Origin of the sequence: uncultured Chitinophaga sp. (assembly GCF_937898475.1) — a bacterium.
Lineage (GTDB): Bacteria > Bacteroidota > Bacteroidia > Chitinophagales > Chitinophagaceae > Chitinophaga.
This window is the reverse complement of record NZ_CALEJS010000015.1, coordinates 502,284-522,154: the sequence shown is the minus strand read 5'-3', so window position 1 is coordinate 522,154 and position 19,871 is coordinate 502,284. Positions and strand designations below refer to the sequence as shown.

Here is a 19,871-nt window from a genome sequence, read left to right as displayed (position 1 = left end):
TTAGAACTGGTAAGGCACCGGCGGTTTACGGAGGTTAGGCGCTGCCGTTAGTTCCGCAGCTGGGTAAGGCAGGTAGAAATTACTTTCTGTTACCGGGTACGTGGCCGGCGTATCAGAAGTGATTGTCCAGGATGTGGCATTCGTTGCCGCATTGGGCACTATCCGGTAAGTACCCCTGTCCTGCTGGCTCAGAATCGTCAGCGCCCTGGTGGGATTGTAGTAATGCAAGCGTACAACATCATACCAGGCCTGCCCTTCCATTGCCAGCTCCAGTCTTCTTTCATAGAAAATATCATCTGCACTGATGCTGGTCTTCGCATCCAGCCCTGCCCGGGTACGCACCGCATTGAAGTATTTCAGCGCTTCTGCATTGGTAGTGGTAGCAGCGTTGCCCATCAGTGCTTCTGCATACAGCAGGTATACATCCGCCAGGCGCAGCATATAGGTGTTAATCTCGGTATGCTGTTGTGTAACTTTGCCGTCATTGTCTTCCGGGCGGCCTACTACATACTTTTTCACCCAGGCACGGGTATTGTATCTTTCTGTGCCCACATAATTCCAGGGCACCTGCAGTTCCTGTATGATCTTTTTACCGGGGTTATTGGGATCATCTACTGCCTGGTGAATATAGGCATAGTGATCGCCCGGGTACATGAATGTGGCCTTGCGGCGTTTGTCATTTGCTGAATATCGCCGCAGCATCTCCAGGGAACCTCCCAGGTCGCCGCCCCAGCCATCACCAAAACCGGTTATTTCAGAGCCGTATGCCAGGAAGGCCTGTACGCTGTTCTGTGTGCCCCAGTCGCCATCGTATTTCCATTGCAAAGCAAACAGGCTTTCCGGGTTATTGTTGTTCTTCATCAGGAACAGGTCTTCATAATTGCTCATCAGTGTGGCGCCGCTGTTGCTGATCACATCTTTTGCAAACCATGCAGCGCTGTCCAGGTCTGCCTGTTTACGGGTACCGCTGCCCCCTACACCGGCGCGTGTCAGGTACATTTTGGCCAGCATACCTTCTGCCGCCCATTTGGTCAGGCGTCCTTTCTGCAAAGGCGTAGCAGGCAGGTTGTTCGCAGCAAAGCGGAGATCGCGGATGATGAATTCCCATACAGATTCCACGGTATTCCTGGTAATGGAAGTATCTGTCAGCAGCACATTGTTATCCGTGATAATGGGCACTGGTCCCCAGTTCTGCACTAAGTAAGCGTACGCCAGTCCTCTCATAAAGCGTCCTTCGCCAATGGCTGCCTGCCTGATATTATCCGGAACGGAAGCCGCTGTATATTTGCTGATGTTGCTGATGGCCATGTTGGATTGTGCCACTACATTGAAGAACGCTGTCCAGGAGCTATACACTTCCGGCGTGACGTCTGTTGTCTGCATACGGATGTTTTCCAGCTGATAGGAACCAGACATCAGGATACCGGCCCTTCCATCGCCTATACCATGCGATGCCTTGTCGTTATAGGCAAACCATACAATGTTATACAGCGGCGCGGTACCTGCCAATACCTGGTCTGTAGTCTGGAAGAAATTAGCGTCTACGATCGCATCTTCCGGCGGCCTGTTGAGGAAATCCTTGCTGCAGCTGCTCAGCATTCCGCAGAATGCCAGTGCTGCCAGGTATATTTTAGAATGAAGCTTCTTCATGATGTGTACTTTTTTTGTTTAGAAATCAACTGCTGCGCTGGCGGTATACAACCTGGTTAAGGGATAACGGCCTGCATCTACGCCAATGAACTGGCTGTTGAGCTGCACCTCTTTACCCAGGTAAGCGCCCACTTCAGGGTCATATCCTTTGTATTTGGTGAAGGTGTGCAGGTTCTGCACCCCGATGCTGAGACGGATGGCTTTCACCACCTGCTGGCGGCTGATCAGCGAACGCGGGATATTATAACCCAGCTGCACATTCTTGATGCGGATGTAAGAACCATCTTCTACAAACAGGTTTGTAAAGCGGTTACCATTGCCATTTACATCCGTGCCCACTATCCGGGGAACGGTAGCGCCCGGGTTCTGCAATACAGCAGCGCCGCCGGCATCCGTAGTTACTCTTGCATAATTGAAGGTTTCCTGCAACAGGTTCCTGCCCAGGTTGATGTTATTGGGATTGGTATTCTCAAAACGCAGGTAGTTATAGATGTCATTACCCTGCGCACCCGTTACCAGTATGCTCAGATCAAAACCTTTATAAGAGAAAGTATTGGTAAATCCGAAAGTGAATTTGGGCCAGGGGTTACCAATAAAGGTCTGGTCTCTTGAATCAATAAGGCCATCGCCATTCAGGTCTTTGTATTTGATATCGCCTACCCACACGCCGCCGTCCTGTTGTACCGGGAGGCGGGTGCCGTCTGACTGTGTAGGGATAGCGCTTTTGTTGATCTCATCTTCAGACTGGAAAATGCCTTCTGCGATATATCCATAGAACTGCCACGGCGCTTCACCCACCACGGAACGTTCTGCAAAGTTGTTCATATACCAGGCTGTCTTAGACAGGAATGCCGCATCGGAATAGAACTTCGTGATCTTTGTTTTAAAAGAGGAGATATTGAAATTGGACTTCCAGGTGAATCCAGCCTTGCTGTTGATGTTTACCGTATTCAGCGTAAGGCCGAAACCTTTGTTCTGCAGGGCGCCGATGTTCACAACAGGCGGATTGATGCCGCCTTCGCCCTGTGTGCCCATGTAGGCGGGCAGCGGGTTAGGCATCAGCAGGTTATCGGTTTTCTTCACATAGAAATCGCCTTCCAGCTGGATCCTGTCGCCCAGCATACTCAGGTTGAAACCAATATTCCTGGTTTCGGTAGACTCCCATTTGATGCCCGCATTGCCATACTGACCGGTACGGAAGCCGGCGCCCCAGGGCGTTGTAACGGCATTCAGCGCGGCATACTGTGCGCCGCCGCTACCGGTATTACCGGTAGTACCATATTCAGCACGGATCTTCAGGTCATTGATAAAGCCGATGTCTTTCATGAAAGGCTCCTGCGAAATTCTCCAAGCGGCTGATATGGAAGGAAAGTATCCCCATTTGTTCTCCGGTCCGAAATTGCTGGAACCATCTGCCCTTCCTGCCAGCTGCAGGATGTATTTATTGTCATAGGTATAGTTGATACGTCCCAGGTAAGATTCCAGCGCGCCGGAGCCCTTAGCGCTGCCTGTGGTTTGTCCTGCCGCGTCTCCCAGGTTCAGCGACTGGATATCGTTACTTGCAAAGCCTGTGCGCTGGGCAGAAAAGCTCTGGTAGTTCCAGGCCTGCGCTTCGTGGCTCACCATTACGCCTATACTGTGTTTGCCTGTTTCTGTATTGTATTGCAACAGCTCATTCAGGTTCCAGTAAAAGTTCCGGGAGTTGTTGATGGCCAGGCTCGCTTTTTCATTGGTGATATACCCGAGAGTGTAAGTAGGTGTGAAGCGGCTGCCGTCTCCATATTCAAAATTGCCGTTAAAGCTGGTACGGAAGGTCAGGCCTTTGATGATGGCCACTTCCGCACTGGCGCCACCCAGGCCACCGGTCTTTTTAAAGCTGTTGGTTACCAGGTTGGCGATGGCTACGGGGTTCAGGGGCGCAAATTTGGCATTGCTGCCGTATTCATTGGTAGTAGCGCCGCCCCAGGTACCATCCGGGTTCTTTACCGGGATATTGGGGGCCAGGTTAATGGCATTCCTGATTACATCTTCACTGGTAGCCGCCAGCTTTTCTCTTGTCTGGTAGAAATTGAGCGATGTGCTTAGCTTCAGCCATTTAAACGCCTGGTTGTCCAGGTTCAGGCGGAAAGAGTAACGGTTGAAGTTGGAACCGATGGCCACCCCGTCCTGTTTGAAATATTCGCCGGACATATAGTAAGTGGTGTTGTTTGATCCGCCGCTCACTGTTACCTGGTGTTTATGCAACGGCGACTGTTTGAACAGCGAGTGTTGCCAGTTGGTACCATTACCCAATACGGCGGGGTTCTGGAATTCTGCTGTTGGCGTACGGTTCAGCAATGCCGCAATCTCGTTGTTCATTTCCGCAAACTGGCGCAGGTTCATGGTAGGCAGCTCGTCCGGTCTCTCCTGGAGCGAGTAGAGGTAGTTGTAGCTCAGTTTGATCTGACCGGCCTTCCCTCTTTTGGTGGTTACAAGAATTACGCCGTTGGTGGCGCGTGAACCATATACCGCGGTGGCGGATGGTCCCTGCAGGATCTCGAAAGACTCGATATCTGCGGGGTTGATGCCTGCCAGTGGATTGCTGGAGCTGGTGGCGCCATAAGCAACGGTAGATGGCTGCATCTGTACACCATCTATTACATAGAGCGGTTCATTGGTGCCGCTGAGGGTGTTTACCCCGCGGATGTTCACCGAGATACCACCGCCTGGCTGACCGGAGTTCTGCGTTACATAAACACCGGCAGCCCTTCCCTGCAAGGCCTGGTCGATAGTGGTGTTCACCGTGCGGTTGATGTCTGCGGAGCTGATGGACACCTGTGCGCTGCTCTGGTCTGTTTTCTTCATTTTACCATAGCCAACTACCACCACATCATTTAACTGGCGCATGTCTTCATTCAGCATGATGTTGATGGTGCCTGAAGTGCCGGCCTTCATCTCTCTTGGAGAGAATCCCATAGATGTGACCCTGATAATCTGATCCGGTTCAGCCTGGATCGTGAAATTGCCATTTTCATCGGAAGCAACAGCGTGTTTTGTACCTTTAACAATAATAGCCGCACCGGGTATAGGTCTGCCGGTACCCTGCATGGTAACGGTACCGGAGATTTTGCGTCCTCCGCTTCCTGCGGAAGGGTTTTGCGCCTGTGCAGGCATAGCGAATGCCCAAACAGCGATCAGTACCCACATGAGCAGGTATGATCTTCCTGCATAATTGGCTTTTTGCATAGCGTGGAAGATTGAGTTTTAATAAAAAATGAGCGATCTGATAGATTTCGGTTTACTGGTTCACTGCATTATTTCATAAGTGGAATGTCTCATTTAACGACCTGCTAAAAGTATTCTTAGTCATTGATAATCATGGTAGGGGTATGTTTATTCCTTTGGGATGGAATGTTGCAGCAGGGGTATGGAATGTTACTTTTTGGGGGATGGATGGTTGCGGGAAAGTCTGAGTTTGAAATTTGAGGTTTGTTGAAAGTGAAGAGGTGAGGTAAAACCAGGCCCTTAATTTTGAAGCTATTGGGACAATGCCTTACCTTCAAGAAGTGTTAACCTCTTTAAAATGGCAACAATTTACAGATTTGAAGAGTTAAAGATCTACCAGGTGTGGGAAATTCAAACATAGGATATAAAACCAACCATCGAACGTCCTAACTCCAACGAACCTTAAAGTTTACACTTTAAATATTAAACCTTCCTCATCGCACTCGCATACGCCGACGGCAACATCTTATACGCTATCTTAAAATATTTCGCAAAATACTTCGGATTATTAAACCCTACCTCATACGCCACTTCCGTTACATTCATCTCTGTTTGCGCCAGCAGTTGTGCCGCTTTCCGCAGCCGTACGGTTCTGATAAACTCTACCGGTGTCTGGCCGGTAATGGAAAAGATCCTCCGGTAAACAGAAACCCGGTTCATACAAAGTTCGCGGCTCAGCTCCTCTACAGAGAAATCCGCATTAGACAACTGTTTTTCCACGATCTCCAGGGCCCTTTGCAGGAACTTCTCATCGGCTGATACAGGACGGTCGCCGGCAACAGATGATGATCCTACCACCAGTTTCACGGGCGCCTGTCTGTTCAGGATATTCCTCACCCTGGACAGCATGATCTCAAAATTGAAGGGCTTTACCATATAGTCTACCGCTCCGGCCTCCAGTCCCTGCAGCTGCTCCTGCTCTCCTGACATGGCTGTTAAGAGGATCACCGGGATATGGCGGGTACGGCTATCGTTCTTGATCTTGCGGCAAAGCTCCATCCCATCCATCTGCGGCATGTTGATGTCGCTCACTACCAGGTCCGGATGGGCAGATAAAGCCTTTTGCCATCCCGACTTGCCATCCGGCGCTTCGATGATATCATAGAACGCTTTCAGGTTCTCTTTCAGGTAAAAGCGGAAATCGTCATTATCTTCCACCAGTAAGATGGTCTGCTCTTTCCTTTCCACCTTGTCTGATACAGCCGGTAATGCAGACAATACCACTTCCCGGGGGGGATCAAACGTTGCAGGCATCGCATCAGGCGGGGCGTCCGACCGTTCAAAGGGGAGTGTAACGGTAAAACAACTGCCCTTATTTTCCTCGCTTTCCACGGTCATAACGCCGTTGGCGAGCTTCACAAATTCCCTGGTAATGGCCAGTCCGATACCGCTGCCCTGGTTTACCAGCCCGGTATGTGTATCGCTCTGGAAAAAGCGTTCAAAGATCTTGTCCTGTCTTTCTTTTGGAATACCGATGCCTGTATCCTCCACTTTTATTTCCATCCGGGATTTGCCGTCGGCAGCTGTTACCTGCACGTTTACGGTAACGGCGCCTTCCCGGGGGGTAAATTTGAATGCATTTGACAGGAGGTTGAACAGGATGCGTTCCAGTTTATCGTGGTCAAAATAGGTGTATAAATGCTCGCAATTGGATTGGTAGGAAAGGGATACCTGTTTACGCTCCGCCAGGTCGCTGAAAGACTGCACCACCTCTTTTACAAAAACGGCTACGTCGCCCCTGGTGGGGTCTGGCTTCAGCTCTTTCATCTCCATCTTGCGGAAGTCCATCAGCTGGTTCACCAGGTTCAGCAGCCTTTTGGCATTGGTGCGTACCAGTTGCAGTTTCTGCTGATGATCTGTTTCCCGGGTATGTTTCAGCAGTTCTTCCAGCGGAGCCAGTATAAGGGATACCGGTGTTCTGAATTCATGACTCACATTGGTGAGCAGCCTGATCTTCATCATATCCAGCTCGTGCAGCCGCTGTGCTTCCATCCTTTCCTGCTGCAGGGCAAAACGCATATGCGCCCGCCGGATCACCATCTTCCGGGAGAAAAAGAGCAGCAGGAATACCAGTACGGTATAGATGATGTAGGCCAGCGGTGTTTTCCAGAACGGGGGCAATATCCTGATCTGCAGGGAAATGCCTTTCTCGTTCCATACGCCGTCCTCGTTGGCCGATTTTAACCGCAGGGTATAATTCCCCGGCGGCACATTGGTATAGATGACCCGCCTGGACTTCCCATCCGTTGTCTGCCATTCTTTATTAAAACCGTCCAGCATATAGGCGTAACGGTTCTTGTCTGCATTGACAAAGCTCAGCGCGGCAAAATCAATAGAGAAGTCATTCTCGTTATACCGCAGCCTGATCTCTTCTGTCTCGGGCAATGCAGCAGGCAGGATCACATGATTGTGCAGCTTTTCATTTACCCCGATGGTTTTATTGAATAATTGCAGGCTGGTAAAAACAAGCGGCGGCGCCTCCTTGTGTTGTTGTATATCCTCCAGCCGGAAGATATTGAAGCCGTCTGCCCCGCCAAATGCCAGTTCGCCGGTGCGCAGCTTCAGTGCGGCGTTGATGTTGAAAGCCCTGCCCTGCAGCCCGTCTTCCTCATCGAAGTTACGGCAGTGAATGGCGATACCTCCGGGCGATTGTTTAACCGTGATCTTGCTCAGCCCATTTGTTGTGCTTACCCAAAGGTGATGCGCATCATCTTCCAGGATGCACATAATGTTATTGTCTGGCAAACCATCTGCCATACGGAAAGTATGGAAGCGCTGCGTCTGCGGATCAAACACACTGAGCCCATCCCGGGTACCGGCCCAGATGTTGCCCCTGGCATCGCGCAGCAGGGAGCTTACATTATCATTGCCCAGCTGGTGGGTAGCCGCCAGGTAATGTACAAAGATGCCTTTGGCCTTATCCAGCACGTCAATACCATAGGCAGTACCTATCCACAGGTTGCCGTCAGCATCTTCCGTCATCGCGGAAATAAAGTTGCTGTGAACAGAGTTGGGCAGGTTCACATGATTATGGTAAAAGATGTTGTTGCCCGGATCAAAGCGGTCCAGTCCACCACCCAGGGTGCCTACCCAGAAATTGTTCCGCTGATCGCGGTATATTTTCCAGACGGTCTTGTTGGCCAGGCTGTTGGGATTATTGTCATCATGGCGGTAATGCGTGATCTTCCCATTGCTGAAGAAATCCATACCGCCAAAGTAATAGCCTATCCAGAGGTTCTCGTAATGATCTATATACAGGCTTAATACCACATTGCTGCTGATGCTGTTATTGTCTGCAGGATTATGCTGATAACGGGTAAACTTCCCGGTGCTGCGTTCAAAGTATATCAGTCCGCCGCCGTTGGTGCCGATCCACAGGTTGCCTTTTTTATCTTCTGCAAAGCAGTTAACATCATTGTAGGGCAGGCTTTTACTATCCGCATGTTTATGCCTGAATAAACCAAATTTCTTCGTATTCTCTGCAAAATAGCTGATGCCTCTTTTATACGTGCCGCACCAGATAATGCCGAGCGTGTCTTTGAACATGGCGTAGATGGCATTTTCCGCAACACTGCTGGCGTCTTCTTCCCGGTTCATCAGGAAGCGTGAGCTGAAGTCTGCTTTATTGATCACATTGATGCCGCCATGATCGGTACCGATCCATATCAGTCCCTGGTTGTCCTGTACAATGCTGTTCACAATGTCATTATTCAACACCTTGTCCTTGCTGAATAATCGTTTAACCATACCCGTGGCCGGATTGTAGTACACCACGCCGAAATCGGTACCCGGCATATAGATCCAGAGGTCTTCCTGCGCGTCTGCAAACAGGCGTAACAATAGTGGTGGCTTATGTATGAACCCGGTCGCCACATCTGCGGCGGCGGTTACCTTCCCGGTGCGCACATCCAGTATCTCCAGGAAACCATCCATGTACAATACGCCCAGCCGCTCCTGCCCTATCGTGCAGATGTCTGCCAGCTTTGCGTTCTTGTGGGACAATGCCACCTTTTGCGCCAGCTGGCCGCTGTCTAACCTGTATAAGCCCGAATCTGCATAAGCCACCCACCAGCGCTTAGGTGTTTCGCGGATGCAGGTTACGCCAAAAGTGGGCAGCCTGTTTTGCCGCAGCCATACCGCCGCATCAGCAAACTGCTCTTTTACGGGATCGTACAGGTTATCCCCGTTGCGGGTTTTAATATATATGCGCTTATTGGGCGCGGGGTAAATGCCGTCAATGTAGTCATCATTCAGCGAAAGAGAATCTCCCTGGCTGTGCCGGAAGATCTTGAAGCTATAGCCGTCATAGCGGTTTAACCCGCTCATGGTACCAAACCACATAAAGCCTCTCGCATCTTTGTAGATAGCGTTGATCTGGTTGTTGGAAAGCCCGTTATTGATGTTCAGTGAAGAAAACTCATAGGCAGGCTGTTGTGCATAGGTAATGTGCAGCAAAAGCAGTAACAGTGGAATTTGTAGGTAATATCGCTTCAACATGTATTGGTCCCTAAATCCAGCTAAATATAGCATTTTAGATAAAAGCTGCAATACCCGGTCTCGTCCAAATTTATTTGCAACATAGTTGCGATAATACTTATCTTTGTTAACCTATGACGAACAATTATGATTTTGATGTGATCATCACCGGCGGCAGTTATGCCGGCCTCTCAGCAGCCATGAGCCTTGGCCGTGCCCTGAGAAATGTACTGGTAATTGACAGCGGGAAGCCCTGTAACCGGCAAACGCCCCATTCCCATAATTTCCTTACCCGCGACGGACAAACGCCTGCCGGGCTGTCTGCCCTGGCAAAAGCGCAGGTGGCTGCTTATCCAACGGTCCGTTTCTATGAAGGCCTGGCCATCAGCGGCAGCAAAACCGACAGTGGGTTTGAGATCCGCACACAGGCGGGTGCGCGCTTTACCGCAAAGAAACTGGTATTTGCCTCCGGCGTCCGCGACATTATGCCGGATATTAAAGGCTTTGCCGAATGCTGGGGCATTACCGTCATACACTGCCCCTATTGCCACGGTTATGAAGTAAGACAGGAACGCACCGGCATCCTGGCCAATGGGGATGGCGCCTTTGAATATGCAAAACTGCTCAGCAACTGGACCAAAGACCTGACCATCTTCACCAACGGGCCTTCCATCCTGTCTGCAGAACAGGCGGAAAAGATCCGCAGTCACCAAATTAACATCGTTGAAACAGTGATTGACAGTTTTGAGCACGATAAGGGCCAGCTGCAGCAAATCCGCTTCAGAGACGGGTCTGCATTCCCGTTGAAAGCTATCTACGCAAGGCCGCAATTTGAGCAGCACTCAGATATACCTGTCAGCCTGGGTTGCGAGCTTACGGAACATGGACTGCTGAAAGTAGATGCGATGCAGCGCACCAATATACCGGGAATATATGCCTGCGGCGATAATGCCGGCGCTATGCGCTCCGTTGCCAACGCGGTTGCAACGGGATCCGCAGCAGGAGCGGTACTGAACAGGGAGATGATAGACGAAGCTTTCTGATGGGCTCCCCATTTTGTACATAAACAGGATCGGCCCTTAAAACGTTATAAATAGGATGGCATACCAGCAACCATGCGATGCCTGCAGTGTATGGCAACGCCGGCTGCAGCCTTGGAACGGATATTGAAGGCACATAAAGACGTTTTAAATCTTTCAACTATGCATACATTTCAGGTTCCATATTACCAGGGCACCCTCAAGGTGACAGAAGATCCGGAAAACCACTTTTCCGTAGAGTTCCCCCCGAGAAAACTGCAGATCCAGCTGAGGCAGGATAACGAAGGCGCCAATCACTGGTTTGAATCCGGTCTTGACAAGGAAACCGAAGAGTCCTACACGGTAGGTTTAGCCATAGAAAGGTACCTGAATAATAAAAAGTAAGCCAGCAATAGCAGTCTGACACCTGTCCCTACCCCCATTTTAATGATCTGGATCAAGATTTTTGACCGGGGGATCCTGTAATTTTACTGAAAAGTGATGTTATGGCGCTTCAAACAGGTGAACTTAAATTTACCGGCAGACTGGATACCGTGATCGGTTACCGCAGAAACGGGAAATACTTTCTCCGCAACATGCCGCACAAAGTAAGGCAGACGGCCGCGACGAAGCGTGCTGCCCGCCGCTTTGGCATGGCCAGCCGCAAAGGGAAGCTGCTGCGTAAGGCAGTCCGCCCCCAGCTGGATATGCGGTATGACGGCACATTGGTGAACCGTCTTAATAAGCTTTTTATCCAGTCCGGACCGGATCAGCTTCCAAACCTGCAGGGCTTCCACTTTAACCGCCATACCGGCATAGAAAAACTGTTCCTGGTCCCGCCGGTGCTCACCGCAAACGGCACCCTGCACATCCCCGCACAGGAACTGCTCCTGCAGGGCAATAATACCCATGTAGAACTACGCCTCATTGCCACCCGCATCAGCTTTGCTGAAAACCGGGTGATCAGTACCGAAGCTGCCAGCGCCATTATCGAACTGGATGAAGACAAGCCTTTTAACGGCATGGCCCTGCACGTACCGCTTGACGGTGAAGGCACCCTTATGGTCATATTGCAATACCGCTCTTTTAAAGCCTGTAACGGCGTCCTCACTCCCTCCGGCGACCGCCGCTACATGGCCGCTGATGTGATCAGCATGGAAGTACCTGCAGAAGAACTCAGGGAATCTGCCTTTACCACTAAAGCTTTTCGTAAACGTTTCGTGTTCCGTAAACGGGGTATTGCAGGGCAATATGCCGCAAATGAGACTTCTATCACGGGCAGTAACGCCTGTTCTGCTGTTACCGCAATCCGGGCTAAGAGATACTGCAACCCTGCAACACCTATCCCCTCATTACGAGGGCCAGGCAGCCCTGTGTAGCCTTCTGTAATACTAATAACATTTTATTCTTTTCCCTGCCGTTTTGAGCGCCCAGCTCCCGGGAAACCTATATCCACTTGCGCCAATAGCCCGCCTTTTCTACCTCCCAGCCACCACCTTTTATTTATCTGCCATTGCTTTTTTAACTGCTCAACCTTCCAACCAACCCCAAACCTCCAACTCCAAACCTCCAACTAACCTCAAACTGTTCTCCGCCTGAACGCCAGCTCAAGTCCACCTCAGCTCCACAAAGCATTGAGTTTCAATAGACATTTACAAGACGCTTACAAGACGTTTACCCGGCGGTTGTTTCATGTGGTAGCCGCATCAGTGCTTAGCGAGTGCCATGTAAGTGCAACAGCCGGGGAACACCCATCTACTTCACCAACGTAACCGTACCCCTCATCACCTGGGGCTGTCCGCTCCGGTTGGTAAACGCTGCCACCCACACAAATGTCCCCGTCTCTGCCAGTACACCTTTAAATTGCCCGTCCCAACCTGTTGCGGGATCATTGCTCTGGAAGATCAACGCGCCCCAGCGGTTATAAACCGTCAGGCGGTAATTGCTGACACGTTTATAATATTTGGGACGGAACAGGTCATTCACCCCGTCTCCATTCGGGGAGAACGCATTGGGAAATAACATCTCGCATTCATCACCTATTTCAATTTCCGCAGACAACGGGGCGCTCAGGCAGTTATTGCCGTCCCTTACATTGAGCGTATAAACGCCCGCAGCCAGGTCCTTAAACACGCTGTCGCGCTGCCAGCTGCTCTCTCCTGTACTGAACCAGTAAGGTGGTACGCCACCGCTGGCGCTCAGTGAGATCTTTCCCCGGGGATGCGCATCGCAATCCAGGTTATCCTTCGCTATCAGCGCTGCACTTAGCAGTGGCGGTTCCTGTATCACTGCCTCCGTACGCTCACTGCATTGCGCCGCATCTGTTACGGTGACGGTATACCGTCCGGCAGGCAGGCCGGTAAAACGGCCGGTAGTATTGCTAATGTCTTCACCCGCATCAGACATGATCGTGTACTGGTATCCGTTAGTGCCACCTGCCGCAGCAAACTGTAATTGTCCGTCGCTGATGCCGTTGCAGGTTACATCTGCATGTCCGCGCGTATCTTCCCGCAGTGTAAGCTGCGGAGGATCGTTCAGCACAGCTGATACAGATGGTGATATACAACCATAACTGTCTCTCGCCAGTATGTGATAAGTGCCCGCTGGCAGATTGGCCGCTATACTGTCCTGCCAGTTAAGCCCGTCGTCGCTGCTATACTGGTAAGGAGCGGTACCGTTGGCTGCAGCCGGGATGATGATACCATTGTTGCTGCCCGTACAGGAAGGCGGAGTAGCCGTTAACGTTAGTACAGGTTGCGGGCGGATGGTGATCTGTACAGCTGCCACTGTCACACAACTGCTAACGCTGCTCGATAACCTGATATAATACGTTCCTGATCGGCCGATAGCGGCCGGATTGGCTACCGGTATCGTAGCAGCGGCATCTGCCCAGAAGCTCAGTGTATATTGCGGTCCCTGGTCACGGTAACGGATAACCGCCGTACTGGCAAGATCTATTGTAGCGGGCGCACAAAGCGCCGTATCATTGGTTTGTAAGGTGAGCAGCGGCCATGGATGAATAGTTACCTGGACACTTGTGACGGTGTCGCATCCGGTATTGGTATTCAGCAGGCGGATATAATACCTGCCTGTCTGATCCACGGCCCGCGCATTGACCAGTGGGATGCTCAGCGCGGCGTCTGTCCAGTAACTCAGCTCGTATTCAGGTCCCTGGCTGCGGCTGGCAATAATAGCCGGACTGGTAATATCCACCCTGCCAGGCGCACAAACACTGGTATCGCTTGTGCCCAGTGTGATCACCGGCTGGGGGTGAACGGTTACCTGTACCGCCGCTACGCGCTCGCAACGGGTGTTGTTGTTGAATATCCTGATATAGTAAGTGCCTGATTGATCAATCGCGCGGGGATTAGCCACAGGAACAGTGGTAATGGGGTCAGTCCAGTAGCTCAGCTCATATTGCGGTCCCTGGCTGCGGTTGGTAATAATGGCAGCGCTGGTAATGTCAACGGTAGCAGGCGCACAAACAACGGCATCCGGTACTACTTCCAATACCGGCAGACTGGTACTGGTGGGAAAGAGCGGCATAAGATCCGTATTCATCACCATACCGGGTTCACCGTCTAATGCACCCCATTCTGTTCCGTTAGAGAGGCCGCGCATACCGCCTGCTACATCCGTTGCCGCTGCTGCCGTGCTGGTGATGATCACACCACCGCCTGCGCCGCCGCCACAACCATGCCGTGCCAGGAATGTTTCATTGCCCCCATCGCCTCCTCTTGCAGAAAAAGTGATACCAGCGGGCAAAGCGCCATTATACGCCAACACAATACTACCGCCTGCCCCACCGCCACCGGCGCCATCATCTGTGGATGGTCCTGCACTGATACCGTTGGTGGTGAAAGCGCCTGCGCCCGTGATTGTGTTGGCTGTGATCATAATAATACCGCCACCGGGACCTCCTCCCGTTGCGGCGGCGTTGTTCTGATGACCACCGCCACCGCCGCCGCCCATGATGATGCGCCCGGGTAAGGCCGTTTTTATGCCTTTGCCACCGCGTCCGCCCACATCCTGCGGACCAGAATATTGATATCCGCCTTTACCGCCATCGCCATAATTAGCAGCCCCGCCGCCACCTGCATTGTGTGCATTGCCACCGCCTCCCGCATTGGCAGGTGCGCCTCTCGAAAAGCTGCCGTTCTCATATCCGCCTGCAGTAGCAGCATAGGTGCCCTCCGGTGTGCCGGCTATCCCCTCTCCTTTTTCTCCGAAGCTGCCATAGGTAACACGCACATAGTCCTGTAAATTATAAGCGCCGCCGGCAGAATTGATCTTACCCGGCCGGAAGCCCCCTCCGCTGGCCGTGATCTCATGTCCGCCAATATCCAGCGTTTGCCATACATGAAAGGCCACAATACCACCCGCGTTGCCGTCCCATGGGGCAGCAGTTACATCAGCAGTTACAACAGCATTGGTATACACGGGTACCCGCACCACCTGGTAGGCAGATTTGCGGTTAGGAATACCACTCACCGCGCGGTAGCTGAATTGCAGGGGCGTAGTAAGTGTAAGCACACCGGCGGTAAAGCTGCTTACCTCAGCAAATTCAAATTGCCCGGAATAACCAAGGTCAAGATACCCGTTACCATCCGTGCCGTTACTGCCATAGGCGGGTGAATTCACCGCGTTGATCGTAGCATCCTGCATCTGGATGATCAGTATGCGGTCGCCCTGCAACAGCGGTCTGCCATTGCCGATAGGTGTACCGAGAGAGATCACAAGATCGCCTGCATTTACATTGTTCAGTGCGGGGTAATAGGTGTTCAACACCCCGGCGATGTTAGCGGAGGAGCCACAGGGGCCGTGCACCGGTTGGGGTAATTGTGCTTTAACAAGATGGCATAATAAAACTCCGGCCAGCCAAATGATACACTTAAGTTTTGCAGACATTATCTGGTACCCTTTCTCTTGTGAATAACATGATGAGATTGCTATTTCTCAGGTACAGGGAAAAGACATAAGTGGATCTCAGTAGGCTATGGTCGGGTGGATGGGGAACTGCTACGCGGGAGGCGGCCGGCGCTTCGGCAAGTAGGTGCGATGGGGAGAACGGCAAAGCTGGCGCATCAGTAAGTAACGTTGGAATTTTAGGTTATTATAAATATAGACAAAATTATCGAATGATGATTAGTTAAGATAAACGCTGGATGTATGTGATCGTACTTTCATGGATGCTCGGACCCGCCAACCGTAAAATAGCCGCTGCGGAGATTCATGTGCATTGATGAAATATAGCGTTTCAATCGCCAATTGCCGAAATAACGTTGGCGCTTTCTCACCGCTGTTCCGCTACTCTTCTCACAACCAGTTGGTTAAGCTATGGCCCGCTGCTTGCAAATCCTGTGAAAACAAATGTTATGATGTATCTTAAACAACAACTCTTCGCCGGAATACTGATGGCCACAGCAGCCATTCTTTCCGTAACGCAACAAACACAGGCGCAAACCATCAAAAACGTAGTACTGGTACACGGCGCCTTTGCAGATGGTTCCAGCTGGTCTGGCGTTGTTTCCAGGCTGCAGGCAAAAGGATACCGGGTGATAGCGGTACAGAACCCTTTAACTTCACTGGAAGATGATGTGGCCGCTACCAAACGCGCCCTTGCCCTGATGGATGGTCCTGTGTTGCTGGTAGGACATTCTTACGGTGGAATGGTAATAACCGAAGCAGGCAATGACCCCAAAGTGGAACGGCTGGTGTATGTATGCGCCCTCATCCCGGATGATAACCAGTCTGCCATGGATGTATTTCAACCCTATCCTGCCTCGCCGGGCAGTGCGGAGTTCAGGCCAGATTCATCCGGCTTCCTGAGCATGACAGCCAAAGGGATCAATGAACATTTTGCACAGGATCTGCCGCCCAAAGAAAGGAATATCATCTTTGCCACACAGGGCCCCTGGGCAATAAAAGCGACTACTGCAAAAATATCCACCGCTGCCTGGAAACAGAAACCCTCATGGATGATTATCGGTACGGAAGATCATATGGTCACTCCAGACCTTGCACGCGCAGAAGCGAAAATGATCAATGCCAGAACAACAGAGTTGAAGTCCAGCCATGTGCCCATGGTATCCATGCCTGAAAAGGTAACGGCTGTTATTATGGATGCTGCAAAGTGATGCCATATGTGGCGGAAAACTTTAACTTATGAAATACAGTAATAGCTTGTTCAGGCAGTAAAAAAAAATATTGCGCAGGATTGTCCGGTTTTCGGTTTCCGGTTGTTATACCTATATAAGCAAATCGTAAACCACCTGTCAATCCCATAGCATGAACAAGATAAACAACAAGGTAAATAATGCCACCCCTGATGAGCGGATCCATTCACTGGAGAAAGAACGCGGGATCCTACTTGCACTTGGAGACGATATCACGAAGATCAGGGAAAAGGACGATCTGTTAAGGTTCTTTTCATCCAGGATCAGGGAACGCTATCCGTTCTCGCACACCATTGTTACGCTGATTGAGCAGGAAGCGCAAACCTATGCCCCCTTCCTGCTCGATCATGCGTCTTCCGCTATCCGGTACCATGCCGCATACCCTGCAATGGTAGCAGGTCACTTTTCACTGAACGAACCCTTTATTCAAACCGTACTGGCCAACAATGCGCCCACCGCTTTTATACTGGAAGATGTAATGGATGAACCGGATAGTCCGCCCTATCTCAGGGTGAACTATGAAGGCGGTATCAGGGAGATCCTGATGACGCCGCTGAAGAACCAGGAGCAGACTTTTGGCTTTCTGCACATGTATGCCAAAGATACCACCAGTTTTACCAGCGAGTTCAAAGAGATCATCGGTAACCTGGCTTTACAGATCTCTAATGCAGTCATGAACATCATCAAAAACGAAGAGATAGCGCACGAAAAATGGCTCAATGAAGTATTGCTCTCCCTGAGCAATGAGATGGTAAAGGTACGCGACCGCCAGGATCTCCTCAGGATCATCAGCTCCAGCCTTCGTGAAGTGATTGGTTTCTCTCATGGGATGATGACCGTGATGGACGAATCTGCCGACCATTACAAAGCATGGCTGATCGATGCGGAAGCCCGGCTCATGGAGCTGACAGACTCCGGTGACGCACTCTATATTCCCACTACCACAGAAGACGGCATTTACGACATTGCTGCGCTCTACTACAAACCACTTGTCTTTGATATGCAGCTGTTTGATCCTGACAGCACACCGTTGTGGTTCAAGCTGCATTACGAAGCAGGCGCCCGTGAGATGATCGTAAAGATCCTTGGGTGCAACGGCTCTTCCAAATACAGCCTGATACTGTTTGCCGATAAGCCGGGCACTTTTAAAGAAGAAGCGGCAAATATCATTCAGCGTATATGCAGCCAGCTTTATACGGCAGTCAGCAACATCGCCGCTAATGAAGAGATACGTGAACGGGAAAACGAAAAGTCCTTCCTGCTTGATTTCAGCAGTGATATTGCCGCCGTAAGAAGTAAGGACGATCTCTCCTACGCCGTAAATAAATGCCTGAAGAAACTGAACATGCCCCTTGGCTATGTGATATTGAAACGCAATGAGGAACAGGGCATCCTGCAAACCTATATCCACGATGGCAGCACTACTGCAAATGATCATCAGTATGCAGCAGATGCCCCACTGCAGAAAAGAGTGCTTGACAGCGAGATACCCCTTCTGTTCAGCGTAACTGCGGAACTGAACAAGGGCGTTGATTGCCCCCACCTGCGCTCCTGGAAAAAGATGGGCATCAAAACCATGGTAGGTACGCCCCTGCGAACAGGTGATGAAACACTGGGAATTTTCTGGCTGGGGGTGGATGAAATGAATATACCGCTGCTGCAGGGCATGTGCGACCAGATCTCCGTTGCCATGCACAACATCATGTCCAATGATGAAATATTGCGCAGGGAAAAGGAACAATCCCTGCTGCTGGAATTCAGTCATGATGTATCCAGGGTGCATACAAAAGACGACCTGAAGCAGGCCATCTCCCGCCTGCTGAAAAAAATGTGGAATACAAAGCTTATCATGCTCCGTATTATAGAGGATGATGGTGTTACACTCAGCGCGTACATCTATGATGAAAACGTGTTTGACCATAACCGCGGGCTGTTCCATTCACTGGCGGCAAAGACTTACGACATCACCGAGAGAAGAAGTGCAAGGGTACTGAACAGCGATGGGCCGGTTATCTTCAACGTTGCAGAAGAAACGCAGGTAAACGATGGCTCCTTTGCACAGCTATGGAAAGGTATGAACCTGACCAATGCGGTTGGGGCGCCGCTGCGTGCAGGCAATGTAGACCTGGGCATTATCTGGTTGCTGACCAATGAGATCAACCTTACCATCCTCCGGGGGATCTGCGCACACATCTCCATCGCGGTCTCCAATATCCGCGCCAATGAAAAGATACTGGCCTATAAGCAGAAACTGGAAATGGAGAACGATTACCTGCGGGAACAGATCAAGACGATCTACAACTTCTCAGAGATCGTAGGCAGCGGCGCAACAATGCAACGGGCGTATCACCTCATGTCGCAGGTGGCAGACACCAACTCTACGGTGTTGTTACTTGGTGAAACTGGCACCGGTAAAGAGCTGATCGCAAGAGCTATCCACAATGCATCATCCCGTAAGAACAAGCTGATGGTGAAAGTAAATTGCGCAGCCCTCCCCGCCCACCTCATAGAAAGTGAGCTGTTTGGCCATGAAAGAGGCGCTTTCACCGGCGCGGTAGATAAACGTATCGGCAAGTTTGAACTGGCCAACCATAGCACCCTGTTCCTGGATGAAATAGGCGAAATGCCCCTGGAACTGCAGGTGAAATTACTACGTGTATTGCAGGAACGTGAGCTGGAAAGGATCGGCGGTAAAACCACCATTAAACTGGATGTGCGCATCATCGCTGCTACCAACCGTAACCTCGAGGCCGAAGTGCAGGCGGGCCGCTTCAGATCAGATCTTTACTACCGGCTGAACGTATTTCCCATCAACCTGCCGCCCTTAAGAGAACGTCCCGAAGATATTGAGCAGCTGGCCTATTCTTTTCTTGCCAAATTCAGCAAGAATATAGGCAAACGGGTTACCGGCATATCTTCCGGGGTACTGCGGGAATTAAGAAGCTACCACTGGCCCGGCAACGTAAGAGAACTGGAACACCTGGTAGAAAGAAGTATCCTCTTGTGTGAAGGGCAAACGCTGACAGAGATCCATTTACCGGGGCAGACGCTGCAGGCCAACAACGGATCATCACCGGAAGAGCTCCATGGAAACGGCACACTGGAACAGATGGAAAAAGCCCACATCATCGGTGTGCTGAAAAGATGCAGTGGTAAGATATCCGGTGCGGGCGGTGCTGCCGAAATACTGGAGATACCAGGTACTACCCTGCACTCAAAGATGAAGAAGCTGGGCATATCAAAAGCAGACTACTTTACCAGGTAACGATATTTCGCCAGCAGCGGA

The 19,871-nt window shown here is 51.0% G+C and carries 9 protein-coding genes; 5 read left to right on the top strand and 4 right to left on the bottom strand.

The genetic code is table 11. The annotated features are described in order from the left end of the window. The 3 genes from Q0577_RS08920 to Q0577_RS08910 all read right to left on the bottom strand — a co-directional run bounded on the left by Q0577_RS08920 (position 1) and on the right by Q0577_RS08910 (position 9,369). A complete protein-coding gene (locus Q0577_RS08920) occupies positions 1-1,650 on the bottom strand; it encodes a RagB/SusD family nutrient uptake outer membrane protein (protein ID WP_298735034.1) in 1,650 nt (549 codons plus the stop codon). Positions 1,651-1,668: 18 nt separating this feature from the next. Further along, complete coding sequence (locus Q0577_RS08915; protein WP_298735032.1) at positions 1,669-4,875, bottom strand: TonB-dependent receptor; 3,207 nt, start codon at positions 4,873-4,875, stop codon at positions 1,669-1,671. Between the two features lie 462 nt (positions 4,876-5,337). Further along, a complete protein-coding gene (locus tag Q0577_RS08910) occupies positions 5,338-9,369 on the bottom strand; it encodes a hybrid sensor histidine kinase/response regulator transcription factor (RefSeq protein WP_298735029.1) in 4,032 nt (1,343 codons plus the stop codon). 155 nt (positions 9,370-9,524) lie between these two features. Between Q0577_RS08910 and Q0577_RS08905 the strand changes: the two genes are divergently transcribed. The 3 genes from Q0577_RS08905 to Q0577_RS08895 all read left to right on the top strand — a co-directional run bounded on the left by Q0577_RS08905 (position 9,525) and on the right by Q0577_RS08895 (position 11,788). Then, complete coding sequence (locus tag Q0577_RS08905; protein ID WP_298735026.1) at positions 9,525-10,433, top strand: NAD(P)/FAD-dependent oxidoreductase; 909 nt, start codon at positions 9,525-9,527, stop codon at positions 10,431-10,433. A 159-nt stretch (positions 10,434-10,592) separates the two neighbouring features. Next, entirely contained in the window at positions 10,593-10,814 is a 222-nt protein-coding gene (locus Q0577_RS08900) for a hypothetical protein (protein WP_298735023.1), read from the top strand. A gap of 101 nt (positions 10,815-10,915) precedes the next feature. Beyond that, complete coding sequence (locus tag Q0577_RS08895; protein ID WP_298735021.1) at positions 10,916-11,788, top strand: hypothetical protein; 873 nt, start codon at positions 10,916-10,918, stop codon at positions 11,786-11,788. A 376-nt stretch (positions 11,789-12,164) separates the two neighbouring features. Here the strand turns inward: Q0577_RS08895 and Q0577_RS08890 are convergent, their stop codons facing one another. Then, positions 12,165-15,236, bottom strand: a complete 3,072-nt coding sequence (locus tag Q0577_RS08890; protein WP_298735019.1) for a gliding motility-associated C-terminal domain-containing protein — start codon at positions 15,234-15,236, stop codon at positions 12,165-12,167. A gap of 548 nt (positions 15,237-15,784) precedes the next feature. On the opposite strand from Q0577_RS08890, the gene Q0577_RS08885 reads away from it, so the two are divergent. Together Q0577_RS08885 and Q0577_RS08880 are read left to right on the top strand one after the other, a co-directional pair. Beyond that, positions 15,785-16,546 carry an alpha/beta hydrolase gene (locus tag Q0577_RS08885; RefSeq protein ID WP_298735017.1) on the top strand — a complete coding sequence of 254 codons (762 nt, stop codon included), beginning with the start codon at positions 15,785-15,787 and terminating at the stop codon, positions 16,544-16,546. A 151-nt stretch (positions 16,547-16,697) separates the two neighbouring features. Then, positions 16,698-19,850, top strand: coding sequence for a sigma 54-interacting transcriptional regulator (locus tag Q0577_RS08880; RefSeq protein ID WP_298735015.1), 3,153 nt, complete (start codon positions 16,698-16,700; stop codon positions 19,848-19,850). Positions 19,851-19,871: the final 21 nt, after the last annotated feature.

Coding starts and splice junctions, on each gene's coding strand:
- Q0577_RS08915 (WP_298735032.1), bottom strand. CDS start 4,875: ATGCAAAAAGCCAATTATGCAGGAAGATCATACCTGCTCATGTGGGTA.
- Q0577_RS08880 (WP_298735015.1), top strand. CDS start 16,698: ATGAACAAGATAAACAACAAGGTAAATAATGCCACCCCTGATGAGCGG.
- Q0577_RS08900 (WP_298735023.1), top strand. CDS start 10,593: ATGCATACATTTCAGGTTCCATATTACCAGGGCACCCTCAAGGTGACA.
- Q0577_RS08885 (WP_298735017.1), top strand. CDS start 15,785: ATGATGTATCTTAAACAACAACTCTTCGCCGGAATACTGATGGCCACA.
- Q0577_RS08895 (WP_298735021.1), top strand. CDS start 10,916: ATGGCGCTTCAAACAGGTGAACTTAAATTTACCGGCAGACTGGATACC.
- Q0577_RS08920 (WP_298735034.1), bottom strand. CDS start 1,650: ATGAAGAAGCTTCATTCTAAAATATACCTGGCAGCACTGGCATTCTGC.
- Q0577_RS08905 (WP_298735026.1), top strand. CDS start 9,525: ATGACGAACAATTATGATTTTGATGTGATCATCACCGGCGGCAGTTAT.